Origin of the sequence: Thalassospira sp. MCCC 1A01428, from assembly GCF_002115825.1 — a bacterium.
In the GTDB taxonomy this organism is placed as follows: Bacteria; Pseudomonadota; Alphaproteobacteria; order Rhodospirillales; family Thalassospiraceae; genus Thalassospira.
In genome coordinates this window covers 73197-92863 of the sequence record NZ_JFJZ01000009.1, presented here as the reverse complement: position 1 = coordinate 92863, position 19667 = coordinate 73197, and the positions used below count along the sequence as shown (strand labels likewise).

Annotated in this window: 17 protein-coding genes; 9 read left to right on the top strand and 8 right to left on the bottom strand. The window is 51.6% G+C overall.

Annotated features, from left to right (window positions below):
* Nucleotides 1–25: 25 nt before the first annotated feature.
* Both THS27_RS09830 and THS27_RS09825 read left to right on the top strand, forming a co-directional pair.
* Nucleotides 26–979: an SIS domain-containing protein gene (locus tag THS27_RS09830; RefSeq protein WP_085590308.1), complete on the top strand. Its 954-nt coding sequence runs from the start codon at nt 26–28 to the stop codon at nt 977–979.
* 55 nt (nt 980–1034) lie between these two features.
* Nucleotides 1035–2111, top strand: a complete 1077-nt coding sequence (locus tag THS27_RS09825; protein WP_085590306.1) for an ABC transporter ATP-binding protein — start codon at nt 1035–1037, stop codon at nt 2109–2111.
* Between the two features lie 44 nt (nt 2112–2155).
* Here the strand turns inward: THS27_RS09825 and THS27_RS09820 are convergent, their stop codons facing one another.
* The 3 genes from THS27_RS09820 to THS27_RS09810 all read right to left on the bottom strand — a co-directional run bounded on the left by THS27_RS09820 (nt 2156) and on the right by THS27_RS09810 (nt 4587).
* Complete coding sequence (locus tag THS27_RS09820) at nt 2156–3085, bottom strand: helix-turn-helix domain-containing protein (protein ID WP_246832914.1); 930 nt, start codon at nt 3083–3085, stop codon at nt 2156–2158.
* Between the two features lie 25 nt (nt 3086–3110).
* On the bottom strand, nt 3111–3494 hold the full coding sequence (locus THS27_RS09815) for a hypothetical protein (RefSeq protein ID WP_085590305.1): 384 nt from the start codon (nt 3492–3494) through the stop codon (nt 3111–3113).
* Between the two features lie 193 nt (nt 3495–3687).
* On the bottom strand, nt 3688–4587 hold the full coding sequence (locus THS27_RS09810; protein WP_085590303.1) for an AraC family transcriptional regulator: 900 nt from the start codon (nt 4585–4587) through the stop codon (nt 3688–3690).
* Nucleotides 4588–5042: 455 nt separating this feature from the next.
* Between THS27_RS09810 and THS27_RS09805 the strand changes: the two genes are divergently transcribed.
* The 4 genes from THS27_RS09805 (at nt 5043) to THS27_RS09790 (ending at nt 9341) form a co-directional block, all read left to right on the top strand.
* Nucleotides 5043–5504: a (2Fe-2S)-binding protein gene (locus THS27_RS09805; RefSeq protein ID WP_085590442.1), complete on the top strand. Its 462-nt coding sequence runs from the start codon at nt 5043–5045 to the stop codon at nt 5502–5504.
* Between the two features lie 3 nt (nt 5505–5507).
* Nucleotides 5508–7679: a xanthine dehydrogenase family protein molybdopterin-binding subunit gene (locus THS27_RS09800; protein ID WP_085590301.1), complete on the top strand. Its 2172-nt coding sequence runs from the start codon at nt 5508–5510 to the stop codon at nt 7677–7679.
* 73 nt (nt 7680–7752) lie between these two features.
* Nucleotides 7753–8754 (top strand): XdhC family protein, encoded by a 1002-nt coding sequence (locus tag THS27_RS09795; RefSeq protein WP_085590299.1) that lies wholly within the window; start codon nt 7753–7755, stop codon nt 8752–8754.
* Nucleotides 8754–9341: an NTP transferase domain-containing protein gene (locus THS27_RS09790; RefSeq protein WP_085590297.1), complete on the top strand. Its 588-nt coding sequence runs from the start codon at nt 8754–8756 to the stop codon at nt 9339–9341. The genes THS27_RS09795 and THS27_RS09790 overlap by 1 nt, the downstream gene beginning before the upstream one ends.
* A 58-nt stretch (nt 9342–9399) precedes the next feature.
* Here THS27_RS09790 and THS27_RS09785 read toward each other — a convergent pair whose 3' ends face one another.
* Entirely contained in the window at nt 9400–10782 is a 1383-nt protein-coding gene (locus THS27_RS09785) for a PLP-dependent aminotransferase family protein (RefSeq protein WP_085590295.1), read from the bottom strand.
* 360 nt (nt 10783–11142) lie between these two features.
* Between THS27_RS09785 and THS27_RS09780 the strand changes: the two genes are divergently transcribed.
* Nucleotides 11143–11457 (top strand): DUF983 domain-containing protein, encoded by a 315-nt coding sequence (locus THS27_RS09780; protein WP_256376776.1) that lies wholly within the window; start codon nt 11143–11145, stop codon nt 11455–11457.
* Between the two features lie 101 nt (nt 11458–11558).
* Here THS27_RS09780 and THS27_RS09775 read toward each other — a convergent pair whose 3' ends face one another.
* The 4 genes from THS27_RS09775 to xylF all read right to left on the bottom strand — a co-directional run bounded on the left by THS27_RS09775 (nt 11559) and on the right by xylF (nt 16357).
* Entirely contained in the window at nt 11559–12821 is a 1263-nt protein-coding gene (locus THS27_RS09775) for an ROK family transcriptional regulator (RefSeq protein WP_085590291.1), read from the bottom strand.
* 317 nt (nt 12822–13138) lie between these two features.
* Nucleotides 13139–13951 (bottom strand): ATP-binding cassette domain-containing protein, encoded by an 813-nt coding sequence (locus THS27_RS09770; RefSeq protein ID WP_085590290.1) that lies wholly within the window; start codon nt 13949–13951, stop codon nt 13139–13141.
* A gap of 11 nt (nt 13952–13962) precedes the next feature.
* Nucleotides 13963–15228 (bottom strand): sugar ABC transporter permease, encoded by a 1266-nt coding sequence (locus THS27_RS09765; protein WP_210402872.1) that lies wholly within the window; start codon nt 15226–15228, stop codon nt 13963–13965.
* A 97-nt stretch (nt 15229–15325) separates the two neighbouring features.
* The gene (xylF, locus tag THS27_RS09760; protein WP_085590288.1) at nt 15326–16357 is read right to left on the bottom strand and encodes a D-xylose ABC transporter substrate-binding protein; all 1032 of its coding nucleotides are present in this window, start codon (nt 16355–16357) and stop codon (nt 15326–15328) included.
* Between the two features lie 237 nt (nt 16358–16594).
* Between xylF and THS27_RS09755 the strand changes: the two genes are divergently transcribed.
* Both THS27_RS09755 and THS27_RS09750 read left to right on the top strand, forming a co-directional pair.
* On the top strand, nt 16595–17356 hold the full coding sequence (locus THS27_RS09755) for an SDR family NAD(P)-dependent oxidoreductase (RefSeq protein WP_085590286.1): 762 nt from the start codon (nt 16595–16597) through the stop codon (nt 17354–17356).
* A 96-nt stretch (nt 17357–17452) separates the two neighbouring features.
* Nucleotides 17453–19630, top strand: coding sequence for a dihydroxy-acid dehydratase (locus tag THS27_RS09750; RefSeq protein ID WP_085590284.1), 2178 nt, complete (start codon nt 17453–17455; stop codon nt 19628–19630).
* The last annotated feature ends 37 nt before the right edge of the window (nt 19631–19667 follow it).

The window sequence follows — 19667 nt, the reverse complement described above, 5'->3', positions numbered from 1 at the left end:
TAGCCTGTACAAAAAGGATGTTAAAATGAATGTGACCGAGCGTGTCATTGTAGAACAGTTCGCCTATTGGGAGGGCGCAACAACAGCAGGTTTACCGACAATTAACGAAGCTATTACCGTCGTTGTTGGTTGTGGGACGTCCTATTATCTTGCACAGGCGATTGCATCGGCCTTTAATTTGTGTGGTCGAAATGCACTGGCAGTGCCGGGCGGCGAATGGGCGCGTCGGGCGGGTGCCTATCTGGCAAAACGGGATGATATTTGCGTTGTTGCGTTGTCACGCAGTGGCGAATCAACCGAAACAGTGCAGGCCGTTGATTATAGCAAAAAACACGGTATTCGCACCATTGCGCTGACCTGCGAAAAGGACAGTTCGATTGTTGCGGCCGCTGACGAAACGGTTTACCTGCCGACACATGGCGATGAAGGTGTTGTCATGACATCGTCGGCATCCCTGATGCTGATTGCCGGTTTGCGGCTGGCGGGTACTGAAATTTCGCCGTCCATCGCTGAAAAAGCGCAAAAACCGCTAGCGCAGCTAAGTGCGATTGACACGGGCTTTATCACCGGCCGCGAACATTTCGTTTATCTGGGTGCAGGCCCGCTTTACGGCATTGCATCCGAAGGCGCGTTAAAACTTCAGGAAATGAGCCTGAGCTATGCGCAAACCTTTCATCCGATGGAATATCGTCACGGCCCGATCAGCCTGATCGACGAAAAATCGTTGGTGGTTTTATTATACAGCGACGATACCGCAAGCGAAGAGGCCATGCTGGCGCAGGAAATTCAGGATAAGGGCGGCAAGGTTATCGGGCTTGGCGGGCCAGGGGATATTTCCATTCCATTGGATGAAACCGGGTTGGCCCGGATTGTCGAGGTGCTGCCTGCGTTGCAGATATTTGGCGAACGAATTGCCGAATTCAAAAAACTCGATACGACCGCTCCGCGTCACCTGTCCAAGGTGGTTGTTCTTTCCTAAGCCTTTCTGGTCCGGGAACCTGTATTGAGCAGGTTCCCCTGTTCGGAGTTCTTCAATGGCCAATCTAACCATTTCACAATTGAAAAAAAACTATGGCAATGTGGAGGTTCTCCACGGGCTGGATTTAACCGTTAATGACGGCGAGTTTGTCTCGCTGATTGGTGAGTCCGGATGTGGAAAATCCACCTTATTGCGCATGATTGCCGGCCTTGAGGAAATTACCGACGGTACCATTGCCGTGGATGGCCGCGTCATTAATGACGTGGCCCCCAAGGACCGTGATATGGCCATGGTATTTCAAAACTATGCCCTTTATCCGCATTTGACCGTGGCCGAAAATATGGGTTTCAGCCTTCGGTTACGAAATGTCCCCAAAGCCGAAATTCGCCCTGCTGTCGAGGATGTGGCCGAACTTCTTAACCTGAGCCCTTATCTGGATCGATTGCCAAAGGCCCTTTCGGGCGGACAGCGCCAGCGTGTCGCGATGGGGCGGGCGATTGTGCGTCGGCCGCAAGTGTTTTTGTTTGACGAACCCCTGTCAAACCTTGACGCCAAATTGCGGGTTCAAATGCGGGTGGAAATCAAGGCTTTGCAACGCCGTCTTGGCACGACATCCATCTATGTGACGCACGACCAGATGGAAGCCATGACGATGTCAGACCGCATTGTCATTATGAACCACGGAAAGATCGAACAGATTGGTGCCCCGCTGGAGGTTTATGACCGGCCAGCCAATGTCTTTGTGGCAACCTTCATCGGCTCGCCTTCCATGAATTTACTTGATGGTGTTCTTGAGCGAAATGCGGACGGCATTTTTATCAGGACAGAAACAGCTGTTATACGTGTTGCCGGAGAAATATCGGGTCAGTCGGGAAGCAACGTGATTGTTGGCGTACGGCCAGAACATTTAAAAATTGTAGCGGATGCAACAGAAGGTTCCATTCCGTTTGATCTGGACCTGATTGAACCAACCGGCGCTGAAACTCATCTTTATGGTCAAACAGGTAAGGTTTTAATGACTGTAGCCCTGAATGATCGTTTTAACGCTCCGCTTGGTTCAAGCTTATATCTTGGTATTCAGGAAAAACATGTTCATGTGTTTGACAAGGAAAACGGCCAGCGATTGAATTAGCGGTATTCTTTCAATTGTCAGAAAGCGTCCCTTGTGCGCGATGATCAGGATATTCGTTTTTTCTTGAGAGATATGACGGTTGACTTTGCTGCGTCCTGTGTTGAAGGCGCAATATGGCGATTTTCCAAATCAGAACTTCCGGTGTCATCGGCAATTGACGCAGTATCAAAATAACGTGCCGGGGTGGTGCCAAGCAAACGACGAAACATAGCAATAAACGCGCTGGTACTTTCATAGCCAAGATCCCCTGCAATGGTCGTGACCGAGGCACCTGTCGCGAGGCGCTGCAGGGCAAGACCAATATGAAGTTGCTGACGCCAGCGCATGAAAGACAGGCCTGTTTCACGTTTAAAAAGACGGCTAAGGGTGCGCGAGCTGGCACCAACCCGGACGCCCCATTCATTAACGGTAAAGCGTAACTGCGGAGTGTTGATCATTGCATCTGTCAAGCGCCGCAAACGCCGATCTGTTGGCATTGGCAGATGGATAGGTTCGAGCGGCGCAGCTGCAAGTTCATCAAGTAATACCGAGAGCAACCGTGCTTCGCGGGCTTTCTCCTGCATTTGAAAGACAGACGAACGATCAAAGCGCAAAAGAAGCTCGCGTAGCAGAGGGGCCACAAAAATGATCCCGCAATTCTTTGGCAGTTGGGTTGTTAATGTCGGGTCAATATACAAATTGCCAATATTGATATGCCCTGAAATACGACCGGCATGCAAAACCCCACCTGGTATCCATAATCCACATTGAGGTGGAATAGTCCAAATGCCCCCAACGGCCTCTACGGTCAGAACACCGCTAATCACGTATAGGAATTGTGCCTTGTTGTGGGCATGAGGTTCAATTTCGCCGATAAAAGTGGTTTCGGTAAACAGTGAAAAAACCGGGCGCGCAATATTGTCAATCTGGTCGCTGCCCGAAATTGATGAAAATACCATTGTAACGGCTTCCCGTAAAATTTCAAACTGGCTCATAACCGGCGTTTGTCGGAATACTCCTTTACATTACAGTCCCCGCAATCATCTTCTGCGCCAGAAAAATTGCATCCTGTTCTGAGTGAGCAAAAGCAATTTTAAAACCAAAGGCTTTACTTGCGGTATTTGCCGTTAAGCGGATTGCTGCGGGTATCGGCTTGTCCCCTTCAACCATAATCATGGCGATACATAACGCCCGCATCTGGTCCCTGGTGCTTTTCATAAACAATGTACGCTGCTTGCGTTCTTCGGGGGTTTCAGTGTCATGATCATTGACTGCGTGGTCCGAAATTAGAACGAACTTTTCCCCACGATCAAGGACCTGCTGAAACTGCGTTTCAAAAGTTTCGGTTGAAAATTGTTTGGTACGGGCAAAGACGAGGGGCATTTGGGACATATCAATGCGCATCACGGCCTCCGTGCTGATGTTTTCACAAAACTACCAACCTTGTTTGAACATATGATTGGATGGCATGTGATATATCACCGGGAAGAAAGGCCGGCTCGTGCGTGAAGGTCAAAAAATATAAAGATACGGCCAAATTTGACAAACAGGATACGACAGCCCTGGAACGAGTAACGTAAAAATCGGAATATCGAGATTAAGCATAATCACGCAAACGTTTGACATCTTTTTGCGGCGGTAAACCAAACAGGCGGCTATATTCACGACTGAACTGAGACGCACTTTCATACCCGACCTGAAGGGCAGCACTTCCGGCGTCCAGGCCACCAGTGATCATTAAGTGCCGGGCTTCCTGAAGGCGAAGCTGTTTTAGGTACTGAAGCGGGCTCATTCCGGAGACAGCGCGAAAGTGCTGACGAAAGGTTGACGGGCTCATATGGGCCATTGCGGCCAAATCTTCCATGCTGTGGCGTTCGCAAAAGTTCTGTTTAAGGGTAGCCATAACCCGTAAAATCTGCCGACTGGGGCTTCCAACCGATACAAGATGACGCAGCATGGGCCCATGGTTGCCACTAAACAGGCGGATGACGATTTCCTGTGTGACCAGCGGGGCGAGCCGCGTAACGAGTTCCGGTTCTTCTTTCAGGTCCATTAACCGCTTCATCGAACGCAACAGGCCGCTTTCCAGAGGAACAACATGCATTGCCCGGCGGCAGGATTCAGCAGGTTCATCGGAAAAATCAAGGTTGGTGGCAATTTCGGTCAGCATCCGCGCGTCAAGCTGAAGATATAACGCCATAAAAGGCGCATCGGTACTGGCGCAGGTAATATGGGTAACAACAGGCAGATCAACTGCCGTTACCAGTGACTGACCAGGGCCGTATTCAAATATTTCGTCGCCAAGGGCGACACGCTTGCTGCCCTGGACAGCGATGGCAAGGCCAAGGCCATACATGCAGGGTTGTGGTGCAGTTTGCCGATCACAACGAAAAATGCGCAAGCCCGGCACGGATATATCAAAGCTGCCGTTGGTTTGGGCAATGCGAGATACCAGATCTTTCAGGTCATTGTGATGTTGAAATAACGGCTCGGACATGGAGGTTTCTTCGTTTCCGGGAGTTGCACCTGTCTACGCCATACGGCGATGTCGTATGTTTTACAAATGTTTCAACGTGGTTTTCCGATAGTTCGTTGGATTAGGCAAGATCTAGCTTGAATCTGGCAATCTCAACTTTGAAATCTTTGTTAGAATTTGTGTAATCCCAGCATGGCATGCCCGAATGCGTTGCCGGTTTTCATCGAGGGGCAGGATGAAAGACATCGTAGCATTGTTTGGGCGGCACGACCTGGCAACATGGTTTTTGGCAAACAGCCGCCCGTTGCCGGGTTTGGCAGGTTTACAAACCACAATTTACCAGACAGGTGCCCCGCAAGCGCCCGCAAGAACAAAAAAACGCAACGATAATTAAGGACACCCCGCCGGATTTCCGGGTTGGGATTTGGTTTTCCGGCAACGGAACCCTGCATATTTCGGCATTGATGGAGAGAGCAGTGCAGTATCAGCTTAAAATAAACGGAGAAACCCGGACCGTTGACGCGGAACCCGGCACCCCCCTGTTATGGGTTTTGCGTGACGGCCTTGAAATGACCGGCACCAAGTTTGGTTGTGGTGTTGCCTATTGCGGTGCCTGCACCGTGCATGTCGATGGCACGCCAACCCGGTCTTGCCAGACATTTATCGAAGATTTGGCCGACAGCGAGATTACCACCATCGAAGGGGCGCAGGACAAGGTGGCACAGGCTGTGCAAGCCGCATGGCGCGAAAAGGATGTGGTGCAATGTGGCTGGTGCCAGTCCGGCCAAATTATGTCGGCCATTGGGTTGTTGAGCGAAAACCCCAAGCCGAGTGATGACGAAATAAAGGATTACATGCACGGCAATGCCTGCCGCTGTGTCACTTATGTTCGCATCAACGAAGCCGTTAAACTTGCATCGCAAAAGCTGGAGGCCTAAGCCATGAACATTAATGTTTCACGTCGCGGGTTTTTGGCCGGGTCGGCAGCAACGGCTGGTGCCTTGCTGGTCGGTCTGAATGCAAAGGGTGTTTTGGCCGCAACAGCGCAGGCATCGCAAGTCACCGATTTCAACCCGTTCGTTAAAATTGATGCCGATGGCACGTTAACTGTCGTTATCAAGCATTTTGAAATGGGGCAGGGCACAACCACCGGCCTGACCACCCTGGTCGCCGAAGAACTTGATGCCGACTGGAACCGGGTTACCACCGAATTTGCCCCCGCCAATAACAGCAAATATGCCAACCTGTTTTTCAGTATGCAGGGGACGGGCGGGTCAACATCCATTGCCAATTCCTATATGCAGTATCGCGAAGCTGGTGCTGCGGCACGTGATCTTCTGATCAGGGCTGCCGCCCGGAGCTGGGGCGTTGACCCGGCCAGTATTCGTGTTGAAAAAAGTGTTCTGACATCGGGCGACAAATCAGGCCATTTTGGTGAATTTGTTGCGATTGCCAGCACCCTGACACCGGTTGAAAAGCCCACCGTAAAAACCCCTGACCAGTTTCGTCTGATTGGCGATGCCACCTTGCACCGCAAGGATAACACCAGCAAGACCAACGGCACGGCACAATTTGCCATGGATGTGAATTTACCTGGTATGGTTTACGCTGCCATCCAGCGAAGCCCGAAATTTGGCGGAACGGTTACCAGTTTTGACGATAGTGCGGCAAAGAACGTGGCCGGTTTTGTTGCAGCACAGGTTTTACCCAACAAGGCAGGTGTGGTTGCCTTTGCCAAAAACACCTGGGCTGCTTTTCAGGCGCGTGATGCCCTGAACGTAGAGTGGGATTTTTCCAAGGCGGAAACCCGCAATACCGATACATTGATCGAAGATCACAAAGCGTTGCTCGACAAGCCGCAATTTAACGCCAACCCCGAAATCACCCTGGACGAGGTTGCGCCGGTTTTGGCCGGAGCCGCCAAAACAATTGATGCAGAATTTACGTTTCCGTTTTTGGCACATGCACCGTTGGAAGCCTTAAATTGCACGATTGAGCCAATTGAAAATGGCGTGCGTGTACATGATGGTTGCCAAATGCCGGCCCTGACCCGGCCTACCGTTGCCAAAATTCTGGGTTTGGAACCTGAACAGGTTGAAATTAAAACCCTGTATGCTGGTGGATCGTTTGGCCGCCGCGCCAACCCCGATGCCGATTATAATGCCGAGGCCGCACTGGCATTTGCCGTGTCGGGCCGTAAGGTGCCGGTTAAGCTGGTCTGGAGCCGTGAAGATGACATGCGCGGCGGTTATTATCGGCCAATGGCGGCACACCGGGCCAAAATTGCCCTTGATGCGGATGGCAAGGTGATCGGCTGGGACCATCGTGTGGCGGTTAAATCGATCATGAAGGGCAGCCTTTTTCAGGGCATGATCAAAAATGATATCGATCCGACATCGGTGGAGGGGGTTACCGAAAGCCTTTATTCGGTGCCAAATTTTGGCATTGGGTTAAGCGATTTTCAAACCCCGGTGCCGATTTTATGGTGGCGGTCGGTGGGCAACACCCACACGGCCTTTGCCATGGAAACACTGATGGACATGCTGGCCGATGAAACCGGGCAGGACCCGATTGAGATGCGCCTGGCGATGCTTGACCCGAACGGCCCCAATCAGGCCCGCATGATCAATGCCATTAAACTGGTGCGCGACATGTCGGGCTGGAAAAAAGGCGACAAGCGGGGTTTTGCCTGCCATTTTTCGTTTAATACTTGCGTCGCCGTTGTTGCCGATATCACGGTAACGGATGACACCAGCGTGCATGTGAACAAACTGTTTATGGCAGTTGAATGTGGCGTGGCGATTAACCCTGACGTGATCAAGGCACAAATGGAAGGGGGCGCCGGTTTTGCCTTAACCGCCATTATGCGTAACGAAATTACGCTGGCCGACGGGGAAGTCGAACAGCAGAATTTCCCGGATTATGAGTTATTGCGTAACGGGGAAATGCCCGCTGTTGAAGTGGCAATTGTGAAATCGAACAATGCCCCGACCGGCGTCGGTGAACCGGGTGTTCCGCCAACCGGCCCGGCACTGGCGAATGCCATTTTTGCCCAAACCGGAAAACGTATTTTTGACCTGCCAATGACCAAAGCAGGTTTCGAATTCGTATAACGAACGATCTGCCCGAAGGAAAAACCATGATAAATGGCCCCTTCGGGCGGTTCCCCCTTTGCGGGAGCATTTGATGAGCAACCAGTTATCGGCCATGCTTAAAGCATGGCATAAGGACCGCGCCAGCACGGAATGGGTTTTAGGCACGGTTTATAAAACTGAAGGATCTGCCTATCGCAAGGCCGGGGCGATGATGATGATCAATGGCCTTGGACAGCAATTCGGGTTGTTAAGTGGCGGTTGCCTGGAAGCGGATATTATCCGCAATGCGCGGCGCGCGATGGTAACCGAAAAGACCGTTAAGCTGGTTTACGACGGCAATGACGAAGATGATTTGTCGTTTCGGCTAGGTGTTGGTTGCGGCGGCACGGTTTATATTATGCTGCAACCGGTAACCGCGCAAAATGACCTTGGCCTGGCAGACCTTTATGAGGCCTTGCAACAGCGCCAAAGCGGCTTTTATATCCAGAATATCAACCGGCCAGACGGCCATTTTAGTGAAAATCGAAACGTTATTGGCCATCGCGCCCACATTAACCCTGTTGGCAATGATGACTGGTTGATAACCCCGATCCGACCTGAACCGCATATTTTGCTGGTTGGTGGCGGGCTTGATGCACGGCCCGTTATGCGGATTGCCCGGGAAATGGGATGGCAGGTTAGCCTGGCGGACCCGCGACCAGCCAATGCGCGGACCGAACATTTTTCAGATGCCCGGGCGATTTTTCGTAATCTTGACCATGACCTTGCCGATTATGTTAATCGCACGCGGGTTGATGCTGCAATTTTGATGTCGCACAGCATTTCGATTGATGGCACGGCACTGGCCGTATTGGCACATAGCGCCGTTCGTCATGTATCAGCCCTGGGCCCGGCCCACCGGTTTGATCAGGTTCTAAGCGAAGCGGGCCTTTATCGACAGGACTTGCCATTTATGGTGCAAAGCCCGGCCGGTTTGCCTTTAGGGGGTGAATTGCCCGAAAGTATTGCACTATCAATGCTGGCCGGTATTCATCAGTCCCTTCATGCTTTGGCGCAGGCCCCGGCCGCCGCAATGGTACAGGCCGCCGAATAATGAAACTGGCAGGACTGATCCTTGCAGCAGGCGAGAGCAAACGGTTTGGCGGACGTAAACAACTGGCAAAACTGAACGGCAAGCCAATGTTGCAACATACTGTTGACCATTTGGAACCCCTATTTGGCAAAGACCTGTTTGTGGTTTTAGGTGCCTTTCATGATGAAATACGCCCCCACATTAAACATCCCGTCAACATTGTGATTAATCCGGACTGGCCAGCAGGTATGGGAACATCTATTGCTGCGGGGATTGGCGAAATTTGCCGTAACGGGGCCTATGACGGCATTCTTATTGCGTTGGCCGATCAAATGAAAATTGGCACCACACAATACCTTTCGCTGATTAATCAGTTTGAAAAGAACCGGATCGTTGCAAGCCGTTATGGCAACAAAAATGCTGTACCTGCCATTTTTCCTGCGTCCCTGTTCACGCAATTAGCCAGCTTGAATACCCAAACAGGCGCGCGCGAATTGCTCGTACAACAGCAGCAAAATACAATTTCTGTTCCAATGGACGATGCAAGTTTCGATGTTGATTTTAAATCCGATCTTGCAGCATTGCAAAATGATAAGATATTAAATTGATATAAATTATATACTTACAGAACTATTGAAATGTATCACCTCAATAAAAGTTAGTTCCCTATACAACTGCACGGGGGGAATGGCGTGACGTCGAAGGCGTTAGCAGGCGTGCCAAAAGCCCCAGCCCATTTTCCAGAATTTCGCGATCCGGCGTTACACCAAGCGAAATTCTAACCGCATTAACGGTGCAAGGCCCAACCGCAAAAGACGATGCCGGAACAACAGCCACCCCCGCCCACTCAGCTTGCTGGGCAAAGCTATCGGCCTGCCAATGGGTTGGTAATTGCAACCAGACATGATGCCCGTTCGCGACGGCTGTTATTTGTGGCCCTAACCTGGATGTCGCAAGTGACTGACGCAGGCGATTTTCTGCGACGATTTTTAAGGTAAATTCAGCAAGCTGGCCTTCCGCGATCCACCGGCTGGCAAGTGCCGCCATCAAAGGGGGAGGCATCAAAATGGTGGTGCGTAATATTGCGGCCAATTGTTGCGCCTGTGTTGTATCCGGGGCAACCACATAAGCCACCCGTAATGCGGGCGTCGCACATTTCGACAGGGTGGCTATATGCCACGTGATGTCGCTGGCAAGAGCGGCAAGAGCCGTTGTTTTGGCTTCCAGTAACGACCAATAAGGATCATCTTCAATAATCAGGACGTTGTATTTACGTGCGATCTGCACAATTTTCTGACGACGATCATGCGGCAAGGTTGCCGTTGTCGGGTTATCAATATTGGGGATCAGATAAACTGCCTTTGGAGCTTGTTCAACACAGGCTTTTTCAAAGGCATCAGGAATAATGCCGTTACGATCCATTTTTATCCCCGCAAGAACCAGGCCTTGCCGGGCCGCCACCGCCTTTAACCCCGGATAGGTCATTTCCCCGGCGACCAGAACATCCCCGCGTTTTAGCAACAAATCACATATGGCATAAAGCGCACTTTGCGCACCGGCTGTTAGCAAAACCCTGTCTGAATCAACTTGGTCGATGCGGGGTTTTAGCCAGTCTGCGGCAACGTCACGGTCAAAATCGGTGCCGTGGCTATCCTGATACTGAAGGTTCAACATGCCGCCAGCATTAGACAAAACGTCGGACACACCCTGGGCAAAATGTTTGCGAAAATTCATGCTTTCCAGTTGGGGTGGGGTGTTCATGCTCAGATCGACAAATGGCTGGCGCTGACTTACCACACCGCCCACCTCGAACCCTTTGCGAATGAATGTTCCGCGCCCCGGGCTGGCATCCACCAGGTTACGCTTGCGGGCCTCGTTAAAGGCGCGGGTTACTGTGGTAAGATCAACGCCCACGGCATCGGCGATAATGCGCTGCGAGGGCAGGCGCTCCCCAAGCGTGACAAGGCCGTTTTTAATGTCGTCCTCAAGAGCATCGACAATGCCGATATATTTAAGACGGGCATTTTCCTTGATCCAGGGCTTCCACATACACATCCCCATTGTATGGCTTTAATATATGCATCACTTGTGTTATTGATGCATACAATTAGCAGATTAAGTGTTGGATGGCGTGCATTTTTTATTGTTAACACAGCAAAAATAACGTGAGAAATTATACATAACCAACTGTTATTAATAATAAAATATGTATTTTTGCGTTGATGTTTCAATCCATTTTCACCGTCAACCATCAAGGCTGTTTTTCTTAATGATGAAAACCATACATTATCCATACAATGATGGCAATATCCTGGAGAACCCAAAATGTTAAATGATGATGAATGGCCTGCTATACCGCCGACGCGGGTAGGTATTTTAGGCAAGTGTCCACGTTGCGGACAGGGACATATGTTTGACGGTTTCCTGAAAATCGCCAAGGAATGCGACCATTGCGGACTGGATTTTTCCTTTGCGGACCCGGCGGATGGTCCGGCGTTTTTCGTGATATGCTTTGCGTGTATTCCATCGCTGGTGATGGGGCTTTGGATAGAGCTTGCCTATCAGGCACCTTACTGGGTGCATCTGGTAACAACATTACCGTTTTTGCTGCTTACCTGCATTCCGCCGCTGCGCCCTATGAAGGGGTGGCTTATTGCCAGCCAATATTACTATAAGGCAACCGAAGGCAAGCGCGTGACAGAGGAAACCGGGTCGCAGCCATAACATTTGAAAACGGCGGCATTGGGCCGGGCAGGCGGGAAAAATGAGGGCATTGGCATTAATGCGGTTTCTGTGCGCCGGGCGCCATATGTTACAGCGGCATTTTATCCGTTTGTGCGGGGGGCAAACATGCTTTCATCGTGTCGCAGCAGGCTTTGGCCAATGGCCCCCTGCATAGCGATGTCCTTGTCCCACGGAAGATGAATGATTTTTGGGCCTCTGCGTAATTCTGGCACTTGTGCATTTTGCAGGCTGCGGTGAATTTCCGGCTCCATCAGGTCGTATGCCCTGGCACCAGAACCTGTAATGAAAATGCGCTCCGGCCCTAAAAGCGCTATCAGGTTTGCAATGCCATACCCTAACACTGTGCCGGCATGACGAAACAGATCAGCAAAGTCTTCCTGCCCGGTGCGCGCCTTGCTTACCAGGTCCATCATCTGGTCTTCACTGGGATGTAACCTGTTAACGGTCTGGTTATCGCTGTCTGCCGGAAGATCAATCAGGGTGCTGGCATCGCGAAGAATGGCGTAGTCACCAATATAGGCCTCGAGACACCCCCGTTTGCCGCAATTGCACAGCGGGCCATCGGGTTGATATTTCATATGGCCGAATTCAGCGGCAGCCCCAAAATGGCCGTTATAGACAACCCCATTTAAAACCAGCCCCATGCCAATGCCATATCCCAGCATAATAACGGCAAAATCACCATTGCCGCGAATGTTGGTATTTTGGGTGATGGCCGTGGCAATACAGTTAGCATCGTTTGACATGAGAACATTATCGCCATAGCGACGGCGCAGGGGTTCGGTAACAACCATTTGACGATGGCGCAATGCCGGTGACCACATGATTTCACCGCTGTTACTATCAGCAACACCCTGAACGGCAATGCCAATGCCCACCGGGCTTTGCCCGGTTACATCCCGATGTTTTTCGATAAAGGCATCAATCAGCGTGCACAAAGTTGAAATCAGCGACGTTTCGTCCAGATCGCGGGTATTAATACGATGCTGACTGCCGTGTTCGATGTCACCCTTGAAATTGCCCAGCGCAAGTTCGATCAGGTTAATAGTGATTTTAACACCGATCACGCAGGCGGCCGACGGCACCAGATCAAGCAACACCTTTGGCCGCCCGCGGGTGGAGCCATGCCCATTTGCAGCCGCACTCGATCCGTTTGAAACCCCTTGAATTTCCTTCACCAAGCCCTGCGTCATCAATTCTGCAGTCAGCGACGTGACGGTAGCAGGGCTCAGACCGGTAGCCGTGCCAATATCAATACGGGCAGCAGGGCCATGAATACGCAAATATCGCAAGATAGCAATTTGGGAGGGCTGGCGTGGAATATCGGCGGTACGACGGCTCATGCAGGGGCCTGTTGTGATGTAAAATGATATTAAAGGGCATAAATGCGTAGCGGTTTCTTTTTTGATATGGGCATTTTTCGGACTGCCTTGGCAAGGGGGATCGGGCAAAGATGTTGGTTAATGCGCTGCATTAGTATTGAGGGAGCATGCGCCTGTTGCAACAAGAACAAAGCCAATCTGACACATCAACTATAACCAGCAATGTCCTGTTATATAAAATTTTACCTTAAATTTTCATCCAAGAAAAACACAACCTGGCCAGTTGCTGACACCGGATATCAGGCAATTAATTCAGCTGGTAAATTATTGTCTGTCAATCACGATACATGCGTGGAAAGGTTGGTTGCACCGGGGCCTGCCAAATGCAAAAGGTGTTCGGGCATTTTGCCCAGAATGATCATTCCCAGAACATCATCATGGGTTACATCTTCTGTGCGCACGGTCCCCACCAGCTTTCCATTTTTCATCACATGCAAGCGATCAGACAGATCAAACACATCGTGCAAATCGTGGCTGATCAGCAAAATACCCAATCCATCCTTTTTTAGCTGGTCAATCAGTTCGCCTACCATCCGGGTTTCCTGAACACCAAGTGCTGCACAGGGTTCGTCCATGATCAGGATGCGGGCTTCGAACAACAAGGCGCGCGCAATGGCAACTGCCTGGCGTTGCCCGCCCGACAATGCCGAAACCGGGGAATTGAATTTTTTGAAATTCGGGTTCAATCGATGCAGCACTTCGCGCGCTTTATGCTCCATTGCGCCATCATCTAAAAATCCGGCTTTGGTAACAATTTCGCGGCCTAAAAACAGGTTCTGTGCGGCGTCAAGATTATCGGCGAGGGCAAGGTTCTGATAGATGGTTTCGATCTTGTTATCCCGGGCGGCGCGGGCATTTTCAATTTTGGCTTCGCGCCCATCAACAATGATCTGCCCGCTTTCGGGGGTATAGGCCCCCGACAAAACCTTGATCAGGGTAGATTTCCCGGCCCCGTTATGACCAAGTACGCCAACAACTTCGCCGGGGTAAAGATCAATTGAAACACCGTCGACGGCCTTGACCCCACCAAAGCTGATATGAATATCGCGCATTTCGACCAGCGGCTGCGTGCCTGCATTACGATCTGACATGTTTTTGCCCCTTATGCCGTCGGGTCGCTATAGCGACGGTGGAAATATTTGTCACTAAACACAGCCAGTACCAAAACCAGCCCAATGACGATGCTTTGCAGGGATGTATCAACGCCCAGCAATGCCATGCCACTTTGCAGACTTTGCATTACCAGCGCCCCGATCAGCGCGCCATAAATGGTGCCAAGCCCGCCCGCAAGCGAAGTGCCGCCAATAACAACCGCGGCAATAACGCGCAATTCGTCAAGTGTGCCCAGATCATTGCCTGCAGATTGCAAACGTGCCGATGAAATGGCAGCACTGATGGCGCACAAAACCCCCATCAAAGCAAAAACCGCAACGGTCATTCGCTTAACATTGATACCGGCCAGTTCTGCTGCTTGCGGGTTGCCGCCAATGGCAAAAACATAGCGGCCAAAGCGGGTGCGTTTTGCCGCAATAGTCAACACAATCGCGACTAGGGCCACAATTAACAGCGGAATGGCAATGCCATGCGAAATTTCAAGATTTTCAGGCGTAGCGGGAATGCCACGTTGCGCCAGAACTTTTTCCGCTGCGCGTGTCGGCAGGTAATAGGCGTTTAACGTTAGTACAGCGGCCAGAACCAGACCGGCCTTGATGATGGCGTTGGTATATTCCGCCCATATAGGTTTAACGGGAAATTCAAATGACAACCGGCGTCGCCGGTCTTTGATTGCAGCATAAATGATCGCCGCAATGGCAATTGCGGCAACAATCCAGCTCCATGTTGCGCCGATGGTGCCGTTAATACCGCCGCCGAGCAAAATGAAATTGGCGTCGAGCGGGGCAACCGTGCGCCCCTGCGTTACCCACCATGCCGCCCCGCGCCATACCAGCAAACCGCCCAGTGTAACGATAAAGGCAGGCACACCAAGATAACCAACAGCAACCCCTTGAATACCCCCAATCAACGCGCCGATGACAATGCCAACCAGCAAGGTAATGATCCAGGTCATCGGATGGTTATAGGCCAGGAATTGCGGCAGGATGTCGGTTTGCACCACCCCCATGATCATGGCGAGCACGCCAAGGATGGAGCCAACGGACAAATCAATATGGCGGGTCACAATAATTAAAACCATGCCACAGGCCATAACGGCCACAGATGCTGTTTGTACCGACAGGTTGAATATATTGCGCGGGGTAATAAAGCGCCCGCCGGAGGCCAGGTCAAAGCCGATCCATATGATCAGCAATACGGCGGCCAATCCGACCAGACGGCGGTCGACTTCCATTTTGGCAAGTATCTTGGTCATGTAATGTGCTCGTCAGGCAGCGGGGCCGGTGCTGTTGGCGTCCGGCCCCGTGGTTTCGCAAGATCGCGAGAAGGAATAAACGGGCAAAAGCTGTGCTTTAGTTGCAGGCAGCAACCGTGCCGCTTTTAACGCCTTTGCAGACGACATCCTTGCTTACCCATCCGGCATCGATCACCTCATTAAGGTTATCCCGGGTAATGGCAACCGGAGTAAGGAAATAGGATTTCATGACGGTGCCGTTCGGGCTGGTCCAGTCCTGTGTGCCTTTGACATCCCCCAGTTTGGTGCCTTTGGCGAGCTCGACGGCAATTTCAGCGGCGCGCTGCCCCAGAACACGAGCATCTTTCCAGACCGAAACAGTCTGTGTGCCCAGAGCAACCCGGTTAAGGGCGGCATGGTCGCCATCCTGCCCGGAAACGGGGATGCCCTGCATGCCCTGTGCGGCGAGGGCCGCAATTGCGCCACCCGCGGTCCCATCGTTCGAGGCAACAACCGCATCTACCTTGTTATCATTTGCGGTCAAAAACTGTTCCATGTTGCGCTGGGCAATGGCTGGCTGCCAGCTTTCGGTATAGGCTTCGCCAACGACCTTGATGTCGCCACTGTCAATGGCGCTTTGCAACACTTCCAGTTGGCCCTGATGCAGAATGTCGGCATTGGGATCAGTCGGGGCACCCTTAATAAAGACGTAATTGCCCTTGGGCTGTTTGGCATAAACCGCTTCCGCCTGAAGGTAGCCGACTTTTTTATTATCAAAGGTAATGTAATAGGCGTTCGGGTTTTCGATCAGCCGGTCATAACCAACAATCGGAATGCCTTCGTTAATGGCCTGGGTAACGGCAGCACCGATGGAGGATGAATCCTGGGCCAGAACAATAAGGGCATTGGCCCCACGCGAAATCAGGCTTTCGATATCGCTTAGCTGTTTGCTGGGCGAGCTTTGAGCATCGGCACTGATATATTCAGCACCGGCCGCATCCAGCGCCTTGACGATGGCGGCTTCGTCGGTTTTCCAGCGTTCTTCCTGAAAATTGGACCAACTGACACCAACAACAAGATCGGCGGCAAATGCGTGCATCGATAGCAATACGGCGCCGGTGAAAGCAGCCGATGATAGAAGCTTTTTCATTTGTTTCTTCCCTGAGTGAAATTGCCTTGGATCGACATTTATTTTTGTTATCGAAAAAATGTTGACGCGTCCGACGTGTCCTGTCAAATTTTTTTTGGTGATTGATCTAAAAAATGTGCGCAATGGTTTTGCAAATGCACAAATTGCGGCTCAAAAATTGAATTTTTCCACCGATTTCTTATTGCGGCGCAAAATTTAATTCACCGAATAAAAATAAACATTATGGCGGGAAACAAAATGTCAGCGACCTATCACGATATAGACGGTAAATCGGTTTTGGTGACCGGCGGTGCCTCGGGAATTGGGGCATCGATTGTGCGTGCATTTTGCAACCAGGGTGCCAAGGTCGGATTTTTCGATATTGATGATGCCGCTGGTCATGCCCTGTGTGACAGCATCGAAAACGATTTGGGCATTCGCCCGATTTTTAAATCAATTGATTTGCGCAATCAGCACCAGATACCAGAAGCCGTTACGCAAATGGCAGCACAGATTGGCCCCATTACAGTACTGGTTAACAACGCCGCCCGAGATGACCGCCATAGCCCTGGGGAAACCGGCCCCGACGAATGGCGCGACCGGCTGGATGTTAATTTATCCCATCAGTTTTTTTGCGCACGTGCCGTGGCACCGGGCATGGCGAAACAGGGGCAGGGCAGCATCATTAATTTCAGTTCTGTCAGTTATTTACTTGGTTTGCCAGATTTGGTGGCTTATGAAACGGCCAAGGCCGGTATTGTCGGCATGACCCGGGCGCTGGCACGTGACTGGGGGGGCGATGGCATTCGGGTAAACACTGTCACGCCGGGCTGCATCATAACCCAACGCCAACTTGATTTATGGATTACCCCGGCAGATGAAGTACGCATTCAGGACCAGCAATGTGTAAAACGTCGCCTGATTAGCGAGGATGTGGCCCAAATGGTGCTTTTTCTCGCATCCGATGTTTCCTCGGCATGCTCTTCGCAAAATTTTATCGTTGATGGCGGGCTGGTATAATCCGTATCTTGCGCCCAACGTGATTATCAGACCTGCACCGAACAGCATATAATGCTGTTTACCCACCTTTGCCCTCAAACGTCCGAGCCAACAGCCATGTCCCGCCCTGCTGCCGCAAATGAACCGATCATCATCAATGAAAAGGCAAATCCTTATCGTGATTGTATTCAGGGGTTGGCAAATCAGCCGATTACGGTTGTTCGCCTGCTGCGTGATGCCATAAATGAAAACCCCGCAGTTGCGAGGGACCGCACGTTTAATGTGCCGGAAATACATGATGTTGTTGGACGTCTGGTTGAAAACCGGCCCCGTGTCGCAATTATTGCCGGCGCACCGGACCATCCCGCCCATTTGCTGGATCGCCCACAGGCCCTGATGGCGGCAATCCGTATATGGGAAGCGGGCGGGGTGCCTTTTTTGTTTCATGTCCCCGTGATTTGCGACGGCACAGCACAAAACAATATCGGCCAAAGCTATTCGCTGGTATCTCGCAATAACACAGCCGCCGCGGTTAATATTACCTTTGAAGGCCACAGCTACCACGCCGCCTATGTCATTGCGGGATGCGACAAATCGCCCGCAGCCGTCGTGGCCGGACTGGCCGCCGCCGATCTGGCGCGTGCTCATCGCGGTGACCACGCACCGGTCTGGGCGGTTTTTGCCCCCTCACATGTGCTGAAAGGCGGCGAAATACCCGATGGCACCAGGCGGTTGCTTGACAAAATTGCCGCCGATGCCGACCACGCCGGGCATGATGATCTGGGGGGGGATATTCGCGAAAACATGCGTTACATCCTGCAATGCACATCTGACGAGGCCTTTGCCGGTTTGCTGGAACGTGCCCGTTTGATTGGGCTGATTGATGGTGCAATGGAACGCCGCGTGCTTGACGAACTGGCCGCTGCCACCTGTGATTCCAAGGGCGGCATTTGCGCCTTTAATGGCACGGGCAATTCATCGCGTACCATGCTGGCGGCCTTCGGGTTAACCCCGCCCGAACTTGAACTGTTAACGGATGTGCCACCCTTTGCTGCCGTTGCCGCCGGCATTGATGCGCTGTTTGCCGCCTTTAACAAGCCGGAATATGCGATTGGCAATTTGTTAAAGCGCAACTTTGCCAATTTTGTTCGTATTCATAACGCTACCGGGTCCAGCAGCAACATGTTGCTGCATTTGCCATTTATGATGCGTTATGCCGGGTTTGACATTACAATTGACGATTATCAGGATGTACGCACGAAAACGCCCGTTCCTGAAATTTTTGCCCATAGCCTGACCGAAAACCGCGACACCTTTGTTTTGGCCCAACAAATGGCCGAAGGCAAAAACCGGGGCATGGAAAGCATTTATCGGGTGCTAAGCGACCTTGGGGTGCCGATGGATCTTGATGCTCCCACCATTTTAGGAAAAACCTGGGCCGAACGGATTGCAAACCTTGATAACCCGGTGGATCTTTCACTGGGCGATAAATCGGTTATCCGGGCAACGCCGGTACGGGCGCGGTCCGGTGTTGATGTGATCACCGGCAGCTTTTTTGAAAACTGTGCCGTCAAGACATCGGGGATGAGCGACCATTTGCTCAACCACTTTAACGATCATGTTTTTATCGTGCGTTATTACGAAAATGAACATCTGTGCAACGCCGATTTTTCCGCCCCCGACATGGTTGATCGCCTGATGAAAACCGAAGGTGTGGACCATGACCTGATTGCCGCAATTGTTAAACGGAATGGCGGCGGCGAGATTGATGGCCAGGACATTGACCTTGCGACATCACGCGACTTGCTGGCACAGGGGCATTTGTCCTTTGCATTTGTAATTGGCGGGCAGGGGCCGGAAGCATATGGCATGCCCGAGATGTTTTCACCGTCGCAGAACTTGCGCCATCATCGCATTCTGGAAGCATCGAGCATGTTGATTACCGACGGACGGTATTCGGGCGTCACCAAAGGTGCCTGTATCGGGCATATGGTGCCAGAAGCCTTTGTTGGTGGCGGCATTGGTTATTTGCAAAACGGCGATGTGCTGCGCCTTGACTTGACCAGACTGACGTTGGATTGGCTGGAACGCGAAGCCTTTATCAACGGTAGCGAAATGTGCGCAAACCCGGTTGACCAGCCCGAGCGTCAACCGCTATTTGCCGCAAGACAAACCCGCATGATCAACCGCCAGCAGGATATTGCCGCCAGCAACGTTATGGACCATGTATCGAACGCCGCACGTGGTATTGTCCCCGAAACGGTTGATCGCCGTGCCATTCATTCCTGGCGATAATCGGCTATCATATGCCAACAGCACGCCGTAATGGCGG